This window comes from Serratia sp. BW106 (assembly GCF_002607755.1).
GTDB lineage: Bacteria > Pseudomonadota > Gammaproteobacteria > Enterobacterales > Enterobacteriaceae > Serratia > Serratia proteamaculans.
In genome coordinates, this window is the sequence record NZ_MCGS01000001.1 from 72565 (window position 1) to 93849 (window position 21285).

Here is a 21285-nt window from a genome sequence, read left to right on the forward strand (position 1 = left end):
TTTAATTAACATTTGATGCGCCTGGCTTAGGCTAAATCGTGTCAGTTAATTGATGTGTAGAAACAGATAGATATAAACCAACATGCTCATTTCAGTTTTACTATACCATTGTCTCAGGAATCTCCTGTTCTTCCACTCACTACCTAGGGGTATTTTTTTGATCCAGGACACGTTTTTAGCATAAACCCTCAAAAAAAGTGTGGCCCTTTAATAAATTTTGTCAATTACGTCGGTCAAATAATCCCGGCACAAACTACCAAAATAACCATATTGATTCCAGGCCTTTACCTTTATAATTATTCGTTCAAAAAATAACCGAAAGGCTATTTCTTCGTCTGATAACCGTTCTCATCGGCAACGATTTAGTCAAACAAATAACCACTTCGCTATGAAAATAAAACGAACCCCTCATAAATTAAATTTTCACTGAATTCAGAGCAAAAAAAACCTCCGCCGAAGCAGAGGTTTTATCACCGGATTTAACGCGTTTTGGAGTTATTCCTCATCGTCAACCAGGCAGGTGTCATCCTGCAACGAGCTACTCGGCCCATTGAAGCTGTAGTTATCGTTGCCGTTCTGCATGGCACTGAAAATGGCCATCGCCAGCTCGTTGCCGCACTGCAGGTCCTTGCACAAGCTGTATTGCGTGTCCGGCAGCGTTGGCAAACCTTCCGCTGCGCCGAGCACCCGCAGGTCCGGGCTCATCATTTCAATTGGTCGAACGGTGATGCCCAACCCAGCCTTGCAGGCTGCACGAACGGCGGACAGCGTCGAGGCCACATAGGCAATGCGCCATGGGATCCCGGCGTCATCCAGGTGTTGAATCGCCATCGCGCGGAACGGACTGGGTTCGTCCATCACCACCAACGGGATCGGTTCACCGGCCTGAAAATGGTAATCCGCCGCGCAATACCACAGGGTTGGCGAAGTACGCAGCACAATGTGCGGGCGATCTTCGGTAGCCATCGTGGTAATCGCCAGATCAACTTCACCGTTTTCCAGCATCTCGATCATGAACGAGCTGGGTTTCACCCGCACATCAATCGCCAGTTTTGGATACACAGAAGTGACGCGGTTAAGCAGGAAAGGCAGGATGGTATCGGCGGTATCATCAGAAGCGCCAATAGTCAGAACACCTTTAATATTGTTGTACATCAGAGAGGTACAGGCTTCGTCGTTAAAGCGCAGAATTTTTCTGGCGTAGCCGAGAAGCTGAATACCGTGTTCAGTCAGTAATTTATTGCGCCCGTGACGGGCAAACAACTCTTTGCCAACCAGTTGCTCTAACCGCTGCATTTGTTGGCTGACGGCTGATTGAGTACGACAAACGGCGACTGCCGCCGCCGCAAAAGTATTCAAATCAGCAACAGCTACAAAGGTTCTTAGCAGATCGAGGTCGAGATTGAGTATCGGACGATTTGCAGTTGTCATAGTGTTTTCTTCACTTTTTAAATTCTAATTTACAAACTACCCTGGTGTGTTTCTAAGACATCGTTTAAAAGGGACGATGCCAGACATGACAGTACCCCACTCATTAGTGGAGGGCAAAAAATTACTTTTATTTCGTTACCTCTATCGCCTTTTAAAATGTGATCTATCGAGAATGCTTATACAACGTCTGACGTTATAAGTGGTGCAAGTGTTTCATTTTTACCGAACAAAATATTTTACTCATTCAGATAGCGGGATTACCACACCAATTGTGCTGCACAACCTCCGCAGCCAGACTGGCCTCAGCGTATTCTCATACGTAAAAGAGTAAGACGATCCTCTTGTAACAGCCGGTACATTTTTTAATGATTTTAATAAATTCAATCAGTAACATTTACCCCGTGAATAACTAAGGAATAACTACTTAAACGCGGCTTAACAGAGAAACTAAAATAGCGCTAATGTGAATTTTCTTATGATTCAGTTTGGAGTGAGCCTGGACAAGCGACTATCAGACTACTCTGGCATTATCATTTCTTTACAGTTTATCTCCGCTAAATCCCCGATGTGGCTTAACAGTGAGTACGGTTCTGTCAGCATTGCATCAATAACATGGGGCCATTATCTCTACCCGATCTCACCTCTACAGAATAAAAAACCAATAAAATAATAAACACTGGAATTAAACACCAGTAAATCACTTTGGTATTGTTCATCATCCCTGAAATCCCCCGTTGCGCCCTTCGTTTGCACCAAAGGCGTGCACAACCCTTCAAAAGCATCTGCGCCAGGAGTACATTGAGCAGGTTGCGGTGTTCCACGGTAGGAACGCCCCTATCCCAGCAAAAGGCTCAACTTTCTATGTCCCCCATTGAGAAATCCAGCAAACTGGACAACGTCTGTTATGACATTCGCGGCCCGGTGCTCAAAGAAGCTAAACGTCTTGAAGAAGAAGGCCATAAAGTCCTGAAACTGAACATCGGCAACCCTGCCCCGTTTGGTTTTGACGCCCCTGATGAAATCCTGGTCGACGTGATCCGCAATCTGCCCACGGCGCAAGGCTATTCCGATTCCAAAGGGCTCTTCTCGGCGCGTAAAGCGATCATGCAGCACTATCAGGCGCGCAACATACGTGACGTGACCGTTGAGGATATCTACATCGGTAATGGGGTTTCCGAGCTGATTGTGCAATCCATGCAGGCGCTGCTCAACAGCGGCGACGAAATGCTGGTACCGGCACCGGATTACCCGCTGTGGACCGCAGCTGTTTCGCTGTCCGGCGGCAAAGCCGTGCATTACCTGTGTGATGAAGAAGCCGGCTGGTTCCCGGATCTGGACGATATCATCAGCAAGATCACCCCACGCACCCGCGGCATTGTGATCATCAACCCAAACAACCCGACCGGCGCGGTCTACAGCAAGGCACTGCTGGAGCAGATTGTTGAGATCGCCCGTCAGCACAACCTGATCATCTTTTCTGATGAAATCTACGACAAGATTCTGTATGACGAAGCCGAGCACCATTCGATCGCTGCGCTGGCGCCGGACCTGCTGACCGTGACCTTTAACGGACTGTCAAAAACCTATCGCGTGGCGGGTTTCCGCCAGGGCTGGATGGTGTTGAACGGGCCGAAGAAGCACGCCAAGGGGTATATCGAAGGGCTGGAAATGCTGGCATCCATGCGGCTATGCGCCAACGTGCCGATGCAGCATGCGATCCAAACCGCGCTGGGTGGCTACCAGAGCATCAACGAATTTATTCAACCGGGCGGGCGTCTGTATGAACAGCGCAATCGTACCTGGGAACTGTTGAACCAAATCCCGGGCGTTTCCTGCGTGAAACCTCAGGGGGCGCTGTATATGTTCCCGCGCATCGACGCTAAACGCTTTAACATTCACGATGATCAGAAATTGGTGCTGGACCTGTTGCTGCAGGAAAAAGTGCTGCTGGTACAGGGTAGCGCGTTCAACTGGCCGTATCCGGACCACGTGCGCATCGTGACTCTGCCACGGGTGGATGAACTGGAAATGGCGGTGGGCAAACTGGGCCGCTTCCTGGAAGGCTACCGTCAGTAAAAATTAAGCACGCTCTCGTAATAACCGAAATGCTTCGCGTTGCATCAAGGCGGCAACTGAGCACATCCTCGAGAGCATAGATAGCTATGTGACCGGGGTGAGCGAAGGCAGCCAACAAAGAGGCAGCGTGAAGCATGAAGGATATTTGCATAACCTGCTGTCACTGCTCACAATGGAACCCTCACTTGCCGTTGTAAAAGAGAGCACCATGAGCCAGAGCCACTTTTTTGCCCATCTGTCCCGTTTGAAACTGATTAACCGCTGGCCGCTGATGCGCAATGTTCGCACCGAGAACGTTTCCGAACACAGCCTGCAGGTGGCATTTGTTGCCCACGCCCTGGCGGTGATCAAAAACCGAAAATTCAATGGCAACCTGAGCGCCGATCGCGTCGCCCTGCTGGCGATGTACCACGATGCCAGCGAAGTGATCACCGGCGACATGCCAACGCCGATCAAATACTACAATCCGCAGATCGCCCACGAGTATAAGAAGATCGAAAAGATCGCCCAGCAGAAACTGCTGGATATGATCCCGGCGGAATTACGCAACGATTTCCGCTCGATCCTCGACGAACACTATTACACCGAAGACGAAAAGTTGGTGGTGAAACAGGCCGATGCGCTGTGCGCCTACCTGAAATGTCTGGAAGAGTTGTCTGCCGGCAATAACGAATTCAAGCTGGCGAAAGCACGACTGGAAAAAACCCTGCAGCAGCGTAGCAGCCCGGAGATGGATTATTTCATGAACGTGTTTATCCCCAGCTTCAGCCTGTCGCTGGATGAAATCAGCCTGGATTCTTCCCTGTAATTCTCATGGCGCAGCGCGCTGCGCCGTTAATTAGAATGCATACAGCCAGGGCACGATAATCACGCTGACCACCATCACCAACAGCGTGAACGGCACGCCCATGCGGATAAAATCACCGAACTTATAGTTTCCCGGCCCCAGCACCAGCGTGTTTACCGGTGAAGAAACCGGCGTCATAAATGCGGCCGAAGCGGCGATGGCGATAATCATCGCAAAGGGGTAAGGCGAAACGCCCATTTCACGCGCGGCCGCAATGGCGATCGGCGCCATCAGCACCGCGGTGGCGGTGTTGGAGATAAACAGGCCGATAGTGGCGCAAAGGGCAAACAGGCACACCAGCATCACCCGCGGTCCGGCATCGCCCGCCACGTCCATTAAGCCACGCACGATCAAATCGACCCCGCCGGTTTTTTGCAGCGCCTGGGCAAACGGCATCATACCGACAATCAAAATAATGCTCGGCCAGTGAATCGACTTATAGGCGCTTTCCATATCGATGCAGCGAAACTTGCCCATCAACAGGCAGGCAATCAGCGCGGCGATCGGGTTGGGGATTTCATCGGTCAGCATCATCGCGACCATCAGCGCCAGGCAGAACAGTGCGTGCGGTGCCTGGGTAATGGCCGGTGCCACTTCATCAACCTCGGCCGGCAGATTGAGCACGATAAAATCATGGGTTTTCGCCTGCAACTGGCGGATCGCCTTCCAGTCGCCGATCACCAACAGAATATCGCCCAACGCCAGGGGCTCATCCACCAACTTGCCTGCCAGGGTTTCGCCATTGCGACGAATACCAACCACGTTCAGATCGTAGCGGCTGCGAAAGGCTGACTCGCGCAGGCTTTTGCCCAACAGGGTTGAATCGGGGATCAACGACACTTCCGCCATGCCGACGTTACGTGACTGTTCAGAGAAATAGTCGCCGCGCAGGACCATCGGCTCCAACTGCTGCTCGCTGCAGAACTCACGCAGATCAACCTGACTGTCCGACATGTCGAGCAGCAGCACATCCCCTTCGCGCAGCTCGGTGCTGCCGGATGCGCTGACCATCACCCGCCGGAAACGTTTCCAGCGTTCAATCCCCACCACGTTAGCACCGTAACGGGCGCGCAGGTGCAGCTCGTCCAGCGAGTGACCGACCAGCGGCGAGCCGCTGCGCAGTGCCAAGCGGCGGGCACGACCGGTCAGCTTATAGTCACGGATCAGATCGCGGAAGGTACGGCGCTGCCAGGTTTCACGCGTTTTATCACCGTCGTCACTGGCCAACCAGCGCCGGGCCACCAGCATGTACCCCACGCCCAACACCAGCACCGCCAGACCGACCGGGGTTACGCCGAAGAAGCCAAAACCACTGATACCCTCGCGGACCAGCTCACTGTTGACCACCATGTTCGGCGGCGTTGCCACCAGGGTCATCATGCCGCTGATCAAACCGGCAAAGCTCAGTGGCATCATCAACCTGCCCGGCGCGATTTTCATCCGCGCCGCCACGCTGAGTACCACCGGAATAAAGATCGCCACCACGCCGGTCGAGCTCATAAAAGCCCCGAGTCCGGCCACGGTGACCATCAACAACATCAGCATTCTGGTTTCGCTGCTGCCGGCCACCTTCACCAGCCAGTCCCCCACCTGATAAGCCACGCCGGTGCGTACCAACCCTTCACCAATCACGAACAACGCGGCGATCAGGATCACATTGGGATCGCTGAAGCCCACCGTGGCCTCCGCCAAGGTCAGCGTGCCGCTCAACACAAAAGCGATGATCACCAGCAACGCCACGACGTCCATCCGCAGCTTGTTGGTGGTAAACAGCACAATGGCAATCAACAGTAAACTCAGCACCCACAGTAATTCGCTGTTCAAAACGGCCTCATCCGGCAGAGATATCCAAGGGCTTAAAAATTAGCATAAAAAAACCCCGCCGGTGCGGGGTCTAATCAATTTGGGTGAAGATAGGTTCGGTCAGGCGACCAGGCTTATCGCCGCACCCTGCTCCGTTTTACTCACTGCAATCTGCTCCAGCGAGGTTAACAACAGATCAACCTGCTCTAGCTTGGGGGCGTCGGCTGGTGCGTTGACCGCAATCACCTGGCAGCCCGCAGCCAACCCGGAAAGAATACCGGCAGCGGCGTCTTCCACCACCACACAGTCCTGAGGCGCCAGCCCCAGGCGCTCCGCACCCAGCAGGTAGGCATCCGGCTGCGGCTTGCCATGTTTTACCTGCTCGGCGGTGATGAACACCTCCGGCTGCGGCAAACCACCGGCATTACGACGAGCAGTAGCCACCGGGATCGAACCGGAAGTCACGATCGCCCACGGGATATCGAGGCGGTTCAAGCGCTCCAGCAAGGCTGCAGCCCCAGGCAATGCCGTGACGCCATCGGTATCCTGCGCTTCCACCTGCTCCAGCAGCAGGAACTCCTGTTGGATGGCTTCCTCACTTTCACCCGGCATAAAGTGACGTAACGAGGTAATGGCCTGTTTACCGTGAATGAAATCCAGTACGTCCTGCGGATTAATACCGCGGCGTTTGGCCCAGTTAATCCAGGCACGCTCTACCGCCGGCAGTGAATCAACCAACGTCCCATCAAGATCGAACAGAAAACCCTTACACTCCACAGGAAACCTCTTTTAATCAGGCATTGATAATTTGCGCTATCTCAACGGCGCTCAGATGATACTGGCGTGGGCATGACAGCCAGATGGCCAGCATCCGCTGGTACTTTTCCCACATTTTGGTTTGGGCATTAAAGCCATGGCTGCCAGAATCGAAATGAGTATAGCGTCCCTCGGTGGTCACAAGGAACCGCACATAGCTCAGATAACGCGCTTCGGTTGCGGCGTCAAAGCCGAGAAACGCCAGGCGGCGCGCCTCAATCCCCTGTTTTTCCTTCAGGTTATCCCAGGAGACCTGCAACGCATGGTGCATTTCCATCACGTTGATAATGGTGCGGCACACTTCTTCGCTCATTTCGCCGAAGTCGCGATCCAGCTCGCGCATCTGCAGGCCAAAACCACGTTCGATAACGGTCTGCAGGCGGCGGTAACGCTCGGCGTTATCCGGATCCAGCATGGTCATCATTTTGTATTGGTTCGACAGGATCAGCCGTTGGGCGTGGGTCATTTCCATTATAATTTCCTCGATAAATTACTAATGGCGGAAGCATCGCACAGCGCAATATCGCAGGAAATCACAACTCGCCGGTTCTTTGATTTAAACCGGGGTTATTGGCTGGAACAAGCTATGCCCAGGCCTATTATTAGGGAGAGCGTGCCGAAGGGGTCGTAGCAGCTTCAGCTGCCGGAGCGCCCCTCGGTGCGCTAGGCCCGGGTATCTCAGACTAGACATCAAACTTAATCAGGCCGCAATCAATGCGGCCATTTTTGTGGTTACAGGTCATCCAGGAAGGTTTTATCCAACTGCTTGAAGGCGCGTTTCAGCAGGTCCGCCAGCGCCTGGTAGGTCGGCGGGCCTTCTACCGGTGCTACCGCCTGACCGGCTTCCGCCAGCTTGTTGCGGACTTCATGGAACCATTGCAGCAGCGTTGGCGGCAACGGGGTGACCGAACGACGGCCCAACCACCACAGACCCTGCATCGGCATGCTGCACGCAAACAGCGCAGTGGCGATCGCCGGGCCCAACTGGCCACCCAGGGCAATCTGCCAGGTCAGGGCAAACACCGCCAGCGGTGGCATAAAGCGGACGGCAAAACGGGTGGCACTCGCAACGCGATTCTCCGGAAAGACCGGAGCCAGACGTTTGTCCGACGGCCAGGTTTTCATATAATGCTGCCCGCGCTGGAAGACCTGAAACCAGCTAACGGAACCGGACGGTTTGCTCGTCATTGCGTACCTCAACGTCACAAAGAAAAATAAGGACACAGCCAACACAATACTAAAAAAGTTGAAGCTTTAAATTTATTTTGTGTTTGCCTCAGGCTATCGGTATCCTAAGCCGGCCTTTTGGCCGGTAGAAGATGACAAGAATTCTGTCAACTTTTAGCCCTATAAAAATCAAGATTACTTAAACCGCAGAGAAATCATCGGTTTTTTCATCGTCATGTGGTTTGTGCAATTCACATGATGTTAATCATAAATGTCAACGGCATTATGCGCTACGCTTGTTGTCTGATTGACGATTAATTCACCACGTGTTTTGGTCTTTCCTTTAACAACACGAACTATTTAAGTAGGTACTTCCATGTCGAGTAAGCTAGTACTGGTCCTGAACTGCGGCAGTTCTTCCCTGAAGTTCGCTATCATCGATGCTGTCAACGGTGAAGAACACCTCTCCGGCTTAGCCGAATGTTTCCACCTGCCTGAGGCTCGCCTCAAGTGGAAGATGGACGGCGCGAAACACGAAGCGGCTCTGGGCGCCGGCGCTGCGCACAGCGAAGCACTGAACTACATTGTTAATACAATTCTGGCACAAAAACCTGAGCTTTCTGCACAGCTGACCGCTATCGGTCACCGCATTGTGCACGGCGGCGAGAAGTTTACTGCTTCTGCCGTGATCAATGACGAAGTCCTGCAGGGTATCAAAGATTCGGTGCCTTTTGCACCACTGCATAACCCGGCGCACCTGATCGGTATCGCTGAAGCATTGAAATCTTTCCCTAAACTGGCGGATAAAAACGTTGCCGTGTTCGACACCGCGTTCCACCAGACCATGCCGGAAGAATCCTACCTGTACGCCCTGCCGTACAGCCTGTACCGTGACCACAGCGTTCGCCGTTATGGCGCACACGGCACCAGCCACTTCTACGTAACTCAAGAAGCGGCCAAGGCGCTGAACAAGCCGGTTGAAGAAGTTAACCTGATCACCTGCCACCTGGGCAACGGCGGTTCCGTTACCGCAGTGCGCAACGGCAAATGCGTTGACACCTCCATGGGTCTGACCCCGCTGGAAGGCCTGGTCATGGGTACCCGTAGCGGTGACATCGATCCTGCCATTATCTTCCACCTGCACGACTCCCTGGGCATGAGCGTTGATCAAATCAACAAAATGCTGACCAAAGAATCCGGCCTGCTGGGCCTGACCGAAGTCACCAGCGACTGCCGTTATGTTGAAGACAACTACGAAAGCAAAGCCGATGCCAAGCGTGCGATGGACGTATTCTGCCACCGCCTGGCCAAGTACATCGGTGCCTACAGCGCACTGATGGACGGCCGTCTGGACGCAGTCGTCTTCACCGGCGGTATCGGTGAAAACGCCGGTATGGTGCGTGAGCTGACCCTGAACAAACTGGGCCTGCTGGGCTTCGAAGTTGACCACGACCGCAACATGGATGCTCGCTTCGGTAAATCCGGTGCCATCACCAAAGACGGTAGCCGCCTGGCGCTGGTTATCCCGACCAACGAAGAGTTGGTCATCGCGCAAGACGCATCCCGTCTGACCGCGTAACGCTCTCCGACACCGTCAGCCCAGGCTGACGGTGCTGTTTTAGCCTCATGTTAATTCGTGAAGAGGACTATTCTGTGTCACGTACAATTATGTTGATCCCCACTGGCACCAGCGTCGGCCTGACCAGCGTCAGCCTGGGTGTCATTCGCTCCATGGAGCAAAAAGGCGTTAGCCTGAGCGTGTTCAAACCTATCGCACAGCCACGTACTGGCGGCGACTCGCTCGATCAAACCACCACCATCATCCGCAGCAGCAACTCCACCATCACCGCGGCCGAACCGCTGCGCATGAGCTACGTTGAGGGCCTGCTGAGCTCCAACAAGCAAGATGAGCTGATGGAAGAGATCGTGGCTCGCTACCACGAAAACACCAAAGACGCAGAAGTGGTGTTGATCGAAGGTCTGGTACCGACCCGTAAACATCAGTTCGCCAACGCGCTGAACTACGAAATCGCCAAAACGCTGAATGCAGAAATCGTCTTCGTGCTGGCGCTGGGTAACGACTCCCCGGCACAGCTGAAAGAGCGCATCGAGCTGGCCCGCAGCAGCTTCGGCGGCAGCAAAAACAAAAACATCACCGGCGTGATCATCAACAAGCTGAACGCCCCGGTTGACGAGCAGGGCCGCACCCGTCCTGACCTGTCCGAGATCTTCGACGACTCCACCAAGGCCAGCGTGACCAACGTTGACCCGGCGCAGCTGTTCGCCAACAGCCCGCTGCCGATTCTGGGTTGCGTGCCGTGGAGCTTTGATCTGATCGCCACCCGCGCTATCGACATGGCTCGTCACCTGAAGGCCTCCGTGGTCAATGAAGGCGACATCATGACCCGCCGCGTGAAGTCTGTGACCTTCTGTGCGCGCAGCATCCCGCACATGCTGGAACACTTCCGCCCAGGCTCACTGCTGGTGACCTCGGCAGACCGTCCTGACGTGCTGGTTTCTGCCTGTCTGGCTGCGATGAATGGCGTAGAAATCGGCGCCATCCTGCTGACCGGTGGTTATGCCATCGACGAGCCGATCAGAAAGCTGTGTGAACGTGCCTTCCAGACCGGCCTGCCGGTATTTATGGTCGACACCAACACCTGGCAGACCTCGCTCAGCCTGCAAAGCTTCAACCTTGAAGTGCCGGCGGACGACCATCAGCGCATCGAGAAAGTGCAGAACTACGTGGCCAGCCACATCAACGCCGAATGGATCGAGTCTCTGACCGCCACCTCCGAGCGTTCACGTCGTCTGTCTCCACCGGCATTCCGTTACGAACTGACCGAGCTGGCACGCAAAGCCGGCAAACGCATTGTGCTGCCTGAAGGTGACGAGCCGCGTACCGTGAAAGCGGCAGCTATCTGTGCCGAACGCGGTATCGCAGAATGCGTGCTGTTGGGTAATCCGGAAGAGATCAAGCGCGTTGCTGCCGCTCAGGGCGTTGAACTGGGCAAAGGCATCGAAATCGTTGATCCGGTCGCCGTCCGCGAACTCTATGTGCCGCGTCTGGTTGAGCTGCGTAAGAGCAAGGGCATGACCGAAGTGGTTGCGCGTGAGCAACTGGAAGACAACGTGGTTCTCGGCACCCTGATGCTGGAGAAAGGCGAAGTTGACGGGCTAGTTTCCGGCGCGGTTCACACTACTGCCAACACCATCCGTCCACCGCTGCAGTTGATCAAAACCGCACCGGGCAGCTCGCTGGTGTCCTCCGTGTTCTTCATGCTGCTGCCTGACCAGGTTCTGGTGTACGGCGACTGTGCGATCAACCCGGATCCAACCGCTGAGCAACTGTCTGAGATCGCAATCCAGTCAGCCGACTCCGCCGCCGCTTTCGGTATCGAACCACGCGTAGCGATGATCTCCTACTCCACCGGCAACTCCGGTGCGGGCAGCGACGTTGAGAAAGTGCGTGAAGCGACCCGTCTGGCACAGGAAAAACGTCCTGACCTGATCATCGACGGTCCGTTGCAGTACGACGCCGCGATCATGGCTGACGTAGCCAAATCCAAGGCGCCTAACTCACCGGTTGCGGGCCAGGCTACCGTGTTCATCTTCCCGGACCTGAACACCGGTAACACCACCTACAAAGCGGTACAGCGTTCTGCTGACCTGGTGTCCATCGGGCCAATGCTGCAAGGCATGCGCAAGCCGGTGAACGACCTGTCACGTGGCGCACTGGTAGACGACATTGTTTACACCGTGGCGCTGACCGCCATTCAGTCTTCCCAGGCTGATGAAGCTGTAGTGAAAGCCTGATAACCTCTGGGTTATCCGATAAAAAAAGCCGGTCAATTGACCGGCTTAGTCTGATGACAAACACCCGAAAAACGTGGTTTTCGGATGTTTGGGGTAAATCAGAAGACATAATCCTTTGTTTTTTATTAGCCATCAGTTCAAGACTTTTAACTGCAAAGAACTTTGTCAGCAATCTGAGCCGGTCAATTGACCGGCTTTTTCATTTCTGAAACCCCATCAGGCATTTTCATCGCTATCGCGTAGCGGTTTACCGTAAGCCTGCTCGTTGTTGCGTGTCAGCCAGAGCGACAGCGCTTTTAGCGAATCTGGCGTGAATTCGTCGCAGCGGGCGGTGATCTCTTCCGGCGTCAGCCAGCTCACCTCAGCCACTTCTTCTTCCTGCAGCGCAAACGGGCCGTGAGATACGCAACTGAATAATGCGCCCCACACCCGGCACTGATCTTCTTCAAAGTAAAACAGGCCGTGTTCGGCGAAAGGCACGCCGGCAATGCCCAGCTCCTCTTCCGCTTCGCGACGGGCGGAATCCAGTACATTCTCCCCGCTCTGCACCACACCACCCGCAGTGGCGTCCAGCCAGCCCGGATAGAAATCTTTAATGTCGGTGCGACGCTGCACCAGAATTTTTCCCATTCCATCATGCACCACAATATAGGTAGCACGATGACGCAGCCGTTGGGCACGCATCTGTTGGCGACTGGATTGAGCAATCACTTCGTTTTGCTCGTTGACGATATCAACCCACTCGGTATCTGCAGCCTGATCCTGTTCCGCCATCCTCTAAAACCTTCTATTTTGGCGCGATGCATCCCGCGCACTGGTTAATCAATGAGTGTTTTTCAAAGATTTTTATTGTGTGTGTATAAATTAGTGCGTTAATGCCACCTCTGCAACAGCCTTGCCGCCGAGCAAAGTGACCACACTTAAAACGCCGTCCTCCAGTATGCCATAGCTGGCAGGAAAGCCCCCTTTCGGAATGCTGACCGACCCTGGATTAAAGCAGTAAATTTCTCCCTGCCGTTCCGCCTGCGGCAAATGGCTGTGTCCGTAGACCAACACATCACCGGCAGATAACGGCGGCAGTGCCGAGGGATGATAAAGGTGACCGTGGGTTAAAAACAATCGTCTTTTTTGTAATAGCACCTGCTGCCAAGACGCGGTGATAGGGAAAGACAGTAGCATCTGATCGACTTCACTGTCACAGTTGCCGCGAACGGCGATGATCTTGTCGCTATAGCGATTCAATTGTTCGGCAACCTGCGTCGGCTGATAACCCACCGGCAGTGCATTGCGCGGCCCATGATTCAGCAAATCGCCCAGCAGGATCAGCCAGTCGGCGCCGCTTTGTTCAAAACGCTCCAGCACGCTTTCGGTGGCGGGGAGCGAACCATGTATGTCCGAGGCAAATAACAGCTTCATAACCTTGTCCCTGATAAGGAAATAAGCCCTATTTTAGCGCGCTGGCACCGTGCGGCAAACCGCAGATGCGCCTGCAAAGCATTGTGATGCATCTTGTGGAGATAGCATCAGACGAATCTCACATAGCCTGCTATTCTTAGCTGCTATTGTTGGTAACCCTAGAGAAAGATCTCTGATATACCTTTGTGCGCGGCGAAGACCGCAACAACGTGTAATGACTTACAGATCACCTTACCGCAGGAGGCAACATGATTGACCTGTATTACGCGCCTACTCCCAATGGTCACAAGATTACCCTGTTTCTGGAGGAGGTTGGCTTACCCTACCGTATCCACCGCGTAAATATCAGCGCCGGCGACCAGTTCAAGCCGGATTTTCTGAGCATTTCACCCAACAACAAAATCCCGGCGATTGTCGACCAGCAACCGGTTGATGGCGGTACGCCGATCAGCCTGTTCGAGTCCGGCGAAATTCTGCTGTACCTGGCGGAGAAAACCGGCAAGCTGCTGAGCAAAGGGCTGCGTGAGCGCGCTGCCACGCTGCAGTGGTTGTTTTGGCAAGTGGCGGGCTTTGGGCCCATGCTCGGGCAAAATCACCACTTCAACCACTACGCGCCACAGCCGGTGCCTTACGCCATCGAACGCTACCACCTGGAAACCAAGCGCCTGTATGCCGTGCTGGAAGCCGAGCTGCAAAAGCACCCCTATCTGGGCGGTGACAACTACAGCATAGCCGATATCGCGACCTATCCCTGGGTGGTGTCACACCCGCGTCAGCGCATCGATCTGGCGGATTATCCGGCGGTACGCAACTGGTTCGAACGCATCAGCAACCGCCCGGCTACCGAGCGTGCCTACAAGCTGGCTGAGCAGGGTTAAATTTCCAGCTCCCCGGCCTCCGGGGAGTTTCCCCCGGCTCGTTATCTTTTCCCTGCTTTCCGTGTATTCTGAGCACCAATAATCAGACCTGTGGAGACTCTCTGATGTCATTCAGTCAACCCGACGCCATTATTCGTATAAAAAATCTGCGGTTGCGTACATTCATCGGTATCAAGGAAGAAGAAATCAACAACCGTCAGGACATCCTGATTAACGTGGTGATCCATTACCCGGCGGACAAGGCGCGCGACAGTGAAAATATCGACGACGCGCTCAATTACCGCACCATCACCAAAGCCATCATCCGTCATGTGGAAGATAACCGCTTCGCCCTGCTGGAAAAATTAACTCAGGATGTGCTCGATATCGTGAAACAACACGCCTGGGTAACCTATGCTGAAGTGGAGATAGATAAACTACTGGCCCTGCGCTACGCCGACTCGGTTTCGATGACCATGAGCTATCGCCGGGCCTGAAAACCACAGTTTCAGGGAGAATCGACCATGCGGATCCTGATCACCGGTGCCACAGGATTGATAGGGAGCAGCCTGACGCAGCGGCTGCTGGGCCTTTCTCACCAAATTACGGTGCTGAGCCGCAACGTGCAGCGCGCACGTGAGCAGTTCGGCGAGCAGGTCAGCTACTGGTCAACGCTGCAGGATCAGCCCTCGCTGGACGGTTTTGACGCAGTGATCAACCTGGCCGGGGAGCCGATCGCCGACAAGCGCTGGAGCAAAGCGCAGAAAGAGCGACTGTGCCACAGCCGTTGGGATCTGACCGAGCAGTTGGCCAAGCTGATTAACGCCGGCAGCGCGCCACCCAGCGTGCTGATTTCCGGTTCTGCGATTGGCTACTATGGCGATCAGGGCCAGGCGGTGGTCACCGAAGACGAAGCCCCACACGACGAATTCACCCATCAGCTGTGCCAACGCTGGGAGTCCCTGGCTTTGCAAGCGCAAAGCGATGCCACCCGCGTCTGTTTGCTACGTACCGGCGTGGTGCTGGCGCCCAAAGGCGGTGCCTTGGCGAAAATGCTGCCGCCGTTCCGCTTTGGGCTGGGCGGTCCCATAGGCGACGGCCGCCAATATCTGCCATGGATCCATCTGGAAGACATGGTCGATGGCATTGTCTATTTGCTGGAACACCAAACCCTGCAAGGGCCGTTCAATATGGTTGCCCCCTACCCGGTTCACAACGAACAGTTTACCGCTCAGCTCGCCAACGTGCTCGATCGGCCGGCATTTCTACGCGTACCGGCATTCGCCATGCGTTTATTGATGGGGGAAGCCGCAGTATTAGTGTTGGGTGGACAGCGAGCAGTACCCAGAAGGCTGGAGGAAGCCGGTTTTAGCTTCCGCTTTTTGGAGCTGGAACAGGCATTGGATGATGTGATTAATCAGCGGGCCGAAACCCGCTGATGATCCGCTCGGGGCCAGAAAGATCCGGCCCCGACAGGTCACTATTTTAACGCGCCGGACAGGAACTGCTGCAGGCGAGGACTTTTCGGATTGCCAAACAGCTCAGCCGGTGGCCCCTGCTCTTCGATCAGCCCTTTGTGCAGGAAGATCACGTGGCTGGAAACATGGCGCGCAAACTCCATTTCGTGGGTTACCACCACCATGGTTTTGCCCTCTTCCGCCAGCTTCTGCATGATGCGCAGGACTTCCCCCACCAACTCCGGATCCAGCGCCGACGTCGGCTCATCGAACAGTAAAACTTCCGGTTCCATCGCCAGGGCGCGCGCGATAGACACACGCTGTTGCTGGCCGCCAGACAGATGCACCGGGTATTTGCCGCGAGCCCGCTCGTCGATACCCACCTTATCCAGATAACGTATCGCGCGCTCACGCGCTTCGGTCTTGCTCAGCCCCAGCACCTGTACCGGCGCCTCCATCACGTTCTCCAGCACCGTCATGTGGCTCCACAGGTTAAAATGCTGGAACACCATAGTCAGGCGGGTACGCAGCAGCTGCAGCTGTTTCTTGTCGAAGACCTTCAGTTGGCCGTCCTTGTCACGCACCATGCGGATATCTTCGTTGTTCAGGCTGATGGAGCCTTCACTCGGCTTCTCCAGGAAGTTAATGCAGCGTAAAAAGGTACTTTTACCGGAGCCGGAAGACCCGATGATGCTAATCACATCCCCTGCGTTGGCCGCCAGCGAGACGCCTTTCAGCACTTCGTGTTCGCCATAGCGTTTATGCAGTTCGGTGACGGCTAATTTATTCTCAGACATAGTAGGTTCCCGTCATTATCAGTGATTAACGTGTGCCATCCAGCGCTTTTCCGCCTTGCGGAACAGGCTGATTAACCCGTAAGAGATGATCAGATACAGCACCGCCGCAATGCCAAAGGCATAGAACGGCTGGTAGGTCGCCGCATTGATATCTCGCGCTATCTTCAACAAGTCCGGCACGGTGGCGGTAAACGCCAGTGCGGTGGAATGCAGCATCAGGATCACTTCGTTGCTGTAGGCCGGCAGTGCGGTGCGCAGCGCAGAAGGCAAAATGATGCAGCGGTACATTTTGAAGCGTGAGAAGCCATAGGCATTGGCCGCCTCGATTTCACCGTGCGACACCGAGCGGATCGCCCCGGCGAAGATCTCGGTGGTATAGGCACAGGTGTTCAGCGTCAGCGCCAAAATGGTGCAGTTAAGCCCGCTGCGGAAGAAGGCATTGAGGAAGTCCGTCCCACGGACGATTTCCAGGCTGTACATACCGGAGTAAAACACCAGCAGTTGCACATACAGCGGCGTGCCGCGGAAAATATAGGTGTAGAGCCAGACCGGGAAACGCACCCAGGTGATGGAAGAAACGCGCGCCACCGCCATTGGGATCGCCAGTAAGCCGCCCATCACCACCGAGGAAATCAGCAGCCATAAGGTGACGGCGACACCGGTAAAACGGTAGCCGTCACTCCACAGCAGCGATTGCCAGTACTGTTGCAAAATTTCGATCATAGCTCAGCCCTCCGGACGCCCAGGGAATAACGCCGTTCAAGCCACAGCAACACGCCATTGGAGAGAGTAGTGAAAATCAGATAAACCACCCCGGCGACGATCGCAAAGAAGAACGGCTGATAGGTACCTTTACCGGCCAATTGAGTGGCTTTCACCACGTCATTCAGGCCCAGAATAGATACCAGCGCCGTCGCCTTCAGGATCACCTGCCAGTTGTTGCCAATGCCCGGCAGGGCAAAACGCATCATCGCGGGAAACAGAATGCGGCGGAAAATCTGCGAACCGGTGAAGCCATAGGCGGTTGCCGCCTCGATCTGCCCCTTCGGCACGGCCATATAGGCACCGCGGAAGGTTTCAGTGAAATAGGCACCGTAGATAAACCCGAGGGTGATGATCCCCGCGCTGAGCGGATCAATATCGATTTGCGAGAAGCCAAGCAGTTCGGTGAGGTTGTTGAGCGCAATTTGCAGGCCGTAGAAAATCAACAGCATCAGCACCAGGTCAGGCACGCCGCGGATCAGCGTGGTATAGGCGCCAAACAGCGTTGAAAGCAGGCGATTTTGGGAAAGCTTGCCACCGGCACCGATCAAACCGATCACCAGCGCCAGCAGTACAGAACTGAGGGCCAGCTCCAGCGTCACCAGAGCGCCCTCAAATATCAATTGGGAATAGCCTTGCAGCATTTACTTCACCCTGTCGTCATTGGATCCCGAACCATCGGGGCCGGCGAGCCAGCCCCGAAGTCACAACACGGAACGGTTGCGGCATTAACCGCCGTAGACGTCAAAATCGAAGTATTTCTTCGCGAACTTGTCGTAAGTGCCGTCTTTGCGCATTTCAGCAAAGGCTTTATCCAGCGCCGCTTTCAGCTCGGTATCGGTCTTGCGCAGGCCCATGCCGGTACCCACGCCGAAGAATTTGTCATCCTTCACCGACTCACCGGCAAAAGCATAATCCTTGCCTGGAGGCTGTTTCAGGAAGCCATCGCTGCCCGCCACTTCGTCCTGGAAGGCGGCATCGATACGGCCGGATGCCAAGTCGGCATACACCAGATCCTGGTTCTGATAAGGCACAACGGTGATGCCCTTAGGCTGCCACATGGCGTTGGCATAGGCTTCCTGGGTGGTGCCCTGCAACACGCCGACGCTCTTGCCTTTCAGCGCGTCCACGGTTGGCAGCAGCTTGGAGCCTTTCGGTGCAATCAGACGGGCGTTAGCGGCGTACAGCTTGTCGGTAAAGGCTATTTCCTGCTGGCGTTTTTCGGTGATCGACAGAGAAGAGATGATGGCGTCAATTTTCTTCGCCTTCAGGGACGGGATCAGCGCGTCAAAATCGCTTTCCACAAAGGTACATTGGGTATTTATGCGTTTACACAGCTCTTTGGCCAGATCGATATCAAAACCGACCAGCTCACCTTTGGCATTTTTGGATTCAAATGGTGCATAGGTCGGATCGGTACCTATCTTCAGCGTCGATGGTACCGCGGCAAATGCGCTGCTTGCTGCTGCTAAAGCCAAGACTAAAGGGAGAACCTTAACCAGCTTTTTCATAAATTACCCTCAAATTGATTTTTTGATGCCACTGCGGGCATTACTTTTCCACCAAATCAATTTGCAGTAATCGTGCCACATTTGTTGCTGTAGGCGGAGGGAACGGCTCCGGCCTTCACAAAACTGTTTCCTGGGACGATAACCGCAAAATTAAATCGGCCAGTGTTGGCCGCGCCACGGGCAATGGAGAAATACCAGAGCCTTGAAACAGTGAGCGTGATGAAGTGGGATCATTATGGTGCATGCGCCGCCCTAATTCAGTGCGGTGTTGCACAAATGTACCAAATTGGGGAAAAATTTGTTAATTCGTGCCTTGCCAGCGGGCAAATAAATCTTGCGGTAATTCAATGTCAAACTGATCGACCACCCGGTTAACGGTTTGATCGATGATATCTTCTACGCTTTCAGGGCGATGATAAAACGCCGGCACGGGCGGCATGATCACCGCTCCCATTTCCGCCACCTGAGTCATCAGGCGCAGATGGCCGATATGCAACGGGGTTTCACGTACGCACAGCACTAACCGACGACGCTCTTTCAGCACCACATCGGCAGCCCGCGTCAGCAGACCGTCACTGTAGCTATTGGCGATACCCGATAATGTTTTGATCGAGCAAGGTAAAATCACCATCCCGGCCGTTTTGAACGAACCGGAAGAAATACTGGCACCAATGTCGCGTGAGTCATGCACCACATCGGCCAGCGCCTGCACTTCACGCAGGCTGAGATCGGTTTCCAGCGCCAGAGTTTGCCGGGCCGCGTTACTCATCACCAAATGGGTTTCCACCTCTGCGACGTCGCGCAATACCTGTAACAGGCGCACGCCGTAGATTGCGCCGCTGGCGCCGGAAATACCGATGATGAGTCGTTTCATAAAGCTGGCCTCTGCCAAGGAAAAAATGGGATCAGGCAGACTTTGCCGCAATGGGGCTACATAAGCAAGTCAGGGAGGGATAATGCACCGCAGCGAGCGCCACGGTGCACTGTTTTGGTCAAGGCCAAGGCTTAGCCTTCGTTGTGCATTTCGAGATTTTCCGCTTCGGTCTGCCCACGCATTTCTTTGGCGTCGTCATTGCGCAGCGATTCCAGATACTCGAGGTAGCTCTGGTCGACGTCTTTGGTGACGTAGATACCGTTAAATACCGAGCATTCGAACTGGCTGATATCCGGGTTCTCTTCGCGCACCGCTTCGATCAGATCGTCCAGGTCCTGGAAGATCAAGCCGTCGGCACCGATGATCTGGCGGATTTCATCCACTTCACGGCCGTGGGCAATCAGTTCATTGGCGCTCGGCATGTCGATGCCGTACACGTTAGGGAAACGGATCTCCGGCGCAGCGGAAGCCAGATAAACGCGTTTCGCCCCGGCGTCACGCGCCATCTCTACGATCTGCTCGGAAGTGGTACCGCGCACGATGGAATCATCCACCAGCAGCACATTCTTGTCGCGGAACTCGGCACGGTTGGCGTTCAACTTGCGGCGTACCGACTTACGGCGCGCCTGCTGGCCCGGCATGATGAAGGTACGGCCGACATAGCGGTTCTTCACAAAGCCCTGACGATACGGCTTATCCAGGATACGCGCAATTTCCAACGCGATATCGCAGGAGGTTTCCGGGATGGGGATCACCACGTCGATGTCCAAATCTTCCCACTCACGGGCAATCTTCTCACCCAACTTCTGCCCCATACGCACACGGGCGCTGTAGACCGAAATCTTGTCCATAAAGGAGTCTGGACGAGCAAAGTAGACGTATTCGAACAGGCACGGGTTGGTTTTCGGGTTCTCTGCACACTGGCGAGTGAACAGTTGGCCTTTATCGGTGATGTACACCGCTTCGCCCGGCGCCACGTCGCGCAGGAATTCGAAGCCCAGCGTGTCCAGTGCCACGCTCTCGGAAGCCACCATATACTCGTTACGGCCATCTTCCAGCGTGCGTTTGCCAATCACCAGCGGGCGGATACCGTTAGGGTCACGGAACGCCAGCAGACCGTGGCCGATGATCATCGCTACGCAGGCGTATGCGCCACGCAGTTGCTGATGCATGGCGGCAACGGCGGTGAAAATGTTGTCGGACTCCAGCGGATAATGTTGGAAACGGTCCAGCTCACTGGCCAGTACGTTCAGCAGGATCTCGGAATCGGAGGTGGTGTTGATATGGCGGCGGCCGCTTTCAAACAGCTTTTGGCGCAGCTCATGGGCGTTGGTCAGGTTACCGTTGTGGGCCAGCGTAAGGCCGAACGGCGAGTTGACATAGAAGGGTTGAGCCTCTGAGGCACTGGAGCTGCCAGCCGTCGGGTAGCGCACATGGCCAATACCCATGTTGCCCTGCAAGCGCTGCATATGGCGTGCCTCAAACACATCCTTCACCAGACCGTTGGCTTTACGCAGACGGAACCCATTATGGGCATCTATGGTGACGATGCCTGCGGCATCCTGGCCACGGTGCTGAAGCACCATCAACGCATCATAAATCGACTGGTTTACCGGCATAAAACCGGCGATACCGACAATACCGCACATGTTGTC

The 21285-nt window shown here is 54.7% G+C and carries 20 protein-coding genes; 7 read left to right on the top strand and 13 right to left on the bottom strand.

The window, feature by feature from the left end:
- Positions 1 to 495 precede the first annotated feature (495 nt).
- Positions 496 to 1431: a transcriptional regulator LrhA gene (gene lrhA / locus BEI65_RS00285; RefSeq protein WP_099061609.1), complete on the bottom strand. Its 936-nt coding sequence runs from the start codon at positions 1429 to 1431 to the stop codon at positions 496 to 498.
- An 861-nt stretch (positions 1432 to 2292) separates the two neighbouring features.
- Here lrhA and BEI65_RS00290 point away from each other — a divergent pair.
- Both BEI65_RS00290 and yfbR read left to right on the top strand, forming a co-directional pair.
- Positions 2293 to 3507, top strand: coding sequence for a pyridoxal phosphate-dependent aminotransferase (locus BEI65_RS00290; protein WP_099061610.1), 1215 nt, complete (start codon positions 2293 to 2295; stop codon positions 3505 to 3507).
- A 208-nt stretch (positions 3508 to 3715) separates the two neighbouring features.
- Positions 3716 to 4315, top strand: a complete 600-nt coding sequence (gene yfbR / locus BEI65_RS00295; protein ID WP_037421003.1) for a 5'-deoxynucleotidase — start codon at positions 3716 to 3718, stop codon at positions 4313 to 4315.
- A 30-nt stretch (positions 4316 to 4345) separates the two neighbouring features.
- Here the strand turns inward: yfbR and BEI65_RS00300 are convergent, their stop codons facing one another.
- The 4 genes from BEI65_RS00300 to yfbV form a co-directional block, all read right to left on the bottom strand.
- Entirely contained in the window at positions 4346 to 6178 is a 1833-nt protein-coding gene (locus tag BEI65_RS00300; RefSeq protein ID WP_099061611.1) for an SLC13 family permease, read from the bottom strand.
- Positions 6179 to 6277: 99 nt separating this feature from the next.
- The gene (locus BEI65_RS00305; RefSeq protein WP_099061612.1) at positions 6278 to 6934 is read right to left on the bottom strand and encodes a sugar phosphatase; all 657 of its coding nucleotides are present in this window, start codon (positions 6932 to 6934) and stop codon (positions 6278 to 6280) included.
- Between the two features lie 16 nt (positions 6935 to 6950).
- Positions 6951 to 7445 (bottom strand): YfbU family protein, encoded by a 495-nt coding sequence (locus tag BEI65_RS00310; protein WP_099061613.1) that lies wholly within the window; start codon positions 7443 to 7445, stop codon positions 6951 to 6953.
- Positions 7446 to 7705: 260 nt separating this feature from the next.
- Positions 7706 to 8161, bottom strand: coding sequence for a terminus macrodomain insulation protein YfbV (yfbV, locus tag BEI65_RS00315; protein ID WP_099061614.1), 456 nt, complete (start codon positions 8159 to 8161; stop codon positions 7706 to 7708).
- 355 nt (positions 8162 to 8516) lie between these two features.
- Between yfbV and ackA the strand changes: the two genes are divergently transcribed.
- Positions 8517 to 9719, top strand: a complete 1203-nt coding sequence (ackA, locus tag BEI65_RS00320) for an acetate kinase (RefSeq protein WP_099061615.1) — start codon at positions 8517 to 8519, stop codon at positions 9717 to 9719.
- A gap of 74 nt (positions 9720 to 9793) precedes the next feature.
- Positions 9794 to 11956: a phosphate acetyltransferase gene (gene pta / locus BEI65_RS00325; protein WP_099061644.1), complete on the top strand. Its 2163-nt coding sequence runs from the start codon at positions 9794 to 9796 to the stop codon at positions 11954 to 11956.
- A 216-nt stretch (positions 11957 to 12172) separates the two neighbouring features.
- Here pta and yfcD read toward each other — a convergent pair whose 3' ends face one another.
- Positions 12173 to 12730 carry an NUDIX hydrolase YfcD gene (gene yfcD / locus BEI65_RS00330; RefSeq protein WP_099061616.1) on the bottom strand — a complete coding sequence of 186 codons (558 nt, stop codon included), beginning with the start codon at positions 12728 to 12730 and terminating at the stop codon, positions 12173 to 12175.
- Positions 12731 to 12820: 90 nt separating this feature from the next.
- Complete coding sequence (gene yfcE, locus BEI65_RS00335) at positions 12821 to 13372, bottom strand: phosphodiesterase (RefSeq protein ID WP_085117804.1); 552 nt, start codon at positions 13370 to 13372, stop codon at positions 12821 to 12823.
- 248 nt (positions 13373 to 13620) lie between these two features.
- Here yfcE and yfcG point away from each other — a divergent pair, with 248 nt between their 5' ends.
- The 3 genes from yfcG (at position 13621) to BEI65_RS00350 (ending at position 15668) form a co-directional block, all read left to right on the top strand.
- The gene (gene yfcG, locus BEI65_RS00340; protein WP_099061617.1) at positions 13621 to 14250 is read left to right on the top strand and encodes a GSH-dependent disulfide bond oxidoreductase; all 630 of its coding nucleotides are present in this window, start codon (positions 13621 to 13623) and stop codon (positions 14248 to 14250) included.
- Positions 14251 to 14354: 104 nt separating this feature from the next.
- The gene (gene folX / locus BEI65_RS00345) at positions 14355 to 14726 is read left to right on the top strand and encodes a dihydroneopterin triphosphate 2'-epimerase (protein ID WP_012146035.1); all 372 of its coding nucleotides are present in this window, start codon (positions 14355 to 14357) and stop codon (positions 14724 to 14726) included.
- A 27-nt stretch (positions 14727 to 14753) separates the two neighbouring features.
- Entirely contained in the window at positions 14754 to 15668 is a 915-nt protein-coding gene (locus BEI65_RS00350) for a TIGR01777 family oxidoreductase (protein ID WP_099061618.1), read from the top strand.
- A 41-nt stretch (positions 15669 to 15709) separates the two neighbouring features.
- On the opposite strand, the gene hisP is transcribed toward BEI65_RS00350, so the two are convergent.
- From hisP to purF, 6 genes are all read right to left on the bottom strand, one after another.
- Entirely contained in the window at positions 15710 to 16483 is a 774-nt protein-coding gene (hisP, locus tag BEI65_RS00355; protein ID WP_020827863.1) for a histidine ABC transporter ATP-binding protein HisP, read from the bottom strand.
- Positions 16484 to 16501: 18 nt separating this feature from the next.
- Positions 16502 to 17206, bottom strand: coding sequence for an ABC transporter permease (locus tag BEI65_RS00360; protein ID WP_012146038.1), 705 nt, complete (start codon positions 17204 to 17206; stop codon positions 16502 to 16504).
- On the bottom strand, positions 17203 to 17889 hold the full coding sequence (locus BEI65_RS00365) for a histidine ABC transporter permease HisQ (protein WP_099061619.1): 687 nt from the start codon (positions 17887 to 17889) through the stop codon (positions 17203 to 17205). The genes BEI65_RS00360 and BEI65_RS00365 overlap by 4 nt, the downstream gene beginning before the upstream one ends.
- Before the next feature lie 84 nt (positions 17890 to 17973).
- Positions 17974 to 18756: a histidine ABC transporter substrate-binding protein HisJ gene (hisJ, locus tag BEI65_RS00370; protein ID WP_099061620.1), complete on the bottom strand. Its 783-nt coding sequence runs from the start codon at positions 18754 to 18756 to the stop codon at positions 17974 to 17976.
- 301 nt (positions 18757 to 19057) lie between these two features.
- A complete protein-coding gene (locus tag BEI65_RS00375) occupies positions 19058 to 19630 on the bottom strand; it encodes a UbiX family flavin prenyltransferase (RefSeq protein ID WP_099061621.1) in 573 nt (190 codons plus the stop codon).
- A gap of 131 nt (positions 19631 to 19761) precedes the next feature.
- Positions 19762 to 21279, bottom strand: coding sequence for an amidophosphoribosyltransferase (gene purF / locus BEI65_RS00380; RefSeq protein WP_099061622.1), 1518 nt, complete (start codon positions 21277 to 21279; stop codon positions 19762 to 19764).
- Positions 21280 to 21285 lie beyond the last annotated feature (6 nt).

Bases quoted from the DNA above. Each gene is read 5' to 3' on its own strand.
- hisJ (WP_099061620.1), bottom strand. From the start codon at position 18,756: ATGAAAAAGCTGGTTAAGGTTCTCCCTTTAGTCTTGGCTTTAGCAGCA.
- folX (WP_012146035.1), top strand. From the start codon at position 14,355: ATGTCATTCAGTCAACCCGACGCCATTATTCGTATAAAAAATCTGCGG.
- hisP (WP_020827863.1), bottom strand. From the start codon at position 16,483: ATGTCTGAGAATAAATTAGCCGTCACCGAACTGCATAAACGCTATGGC.
- ackA (WP_099061615.1), top strand. From the start codon at position 8,517: ATGTCGAGTAAGCTAGTACTGGTCCTGAACTGCGGCAGTTCTTCCCTG.
- yfcE (WP_085117804.1), bottom strand. From the start codon at position 13,372: ATGAAGCTGTTATTTGCCTCGGACATACATGGTTCGCTCCCCGCCACC.
- yfbR (WP_037421003.1), top strand. From the start codon at position 3,716: ATGAGCCAGAGCCACTTTTTTGCCCATCTGTCCCGTTTGAAACTGATT.
- yfcD (WP_099061616.1), bottom strand. From the start codon at position 12,730: ATGGCGGAACAGGATCAGGCTGCAGATACCGAGTGGGTTGATATCGTC.
- BEI65_RS00375 (WP_099061621.1), bottom strand. From the start codon at position 19,630: ATGAAACGACTCATCATCGGTATTTCCGGCGCCAGCGGCGCAATCTAC.
- yfbV (WP_099061614.1), bottom strand. From the start codon at position 8,161: ATGACGAGCAAACCGTCCGGTTCCGTTAGCTGGTTTCAGGTCTTCCAG.
- BEI65_RS00360 (WP_012146038.1), bottom strand. From the start codon at position 17,206: ATGATCGAAATTTTGCAACAGTACTGGCAATCGCTGCTGTGGAGTGAC.
- lrhA (WP_099061609.1), bottom strand. From the start codon at position 1,431: ATGACAACTGCAAATCGTCCGATACTCAATCTCGACCTCGATCTGCTA.
- purF (WP_099061622.1), bottom strand. From the start codon at position 21,279: ATGTGCGGTATTGTCGGTATCGCCGGTTTTATGCCGGTAAACCAGTCG.
- BEI65_RS00350 (WP_099061618.1), top strand. From the start codon at position 14,754: ATGCGGATCCTGATCACCGGTGCCACAGGATTGATAGGGAGCAGCCTG.
- yfcG (WP_099061617.1), top strand. From the start codon at position 13,621: ATGATTGACCTGTATTACGCGCCTACTCCCAATGGTCACAAGATTACC.
- BEI65_RS00290 (WP_099061610.1), top strand. From the start codon at position 2,293: ATGTCCCCCATTGAGAAATCCAGCAAACTGGACAACGTCTGTTATGAC.
- BEI65_RS00310 (WP_099061613.1), bottom strand. From the start codon at position 7,445: ATGGAAATGACCCACGCCCAACGGCTGATCCTGTCGAACCAATACAAA.
- BEI65_RS00365 (WP_099061619.1), bottom strand. From the start codon at position 17,889: ATGCTGCAAGGCTATTCCCAATTGATATTTGAGGGCGCTCTGGTGACG.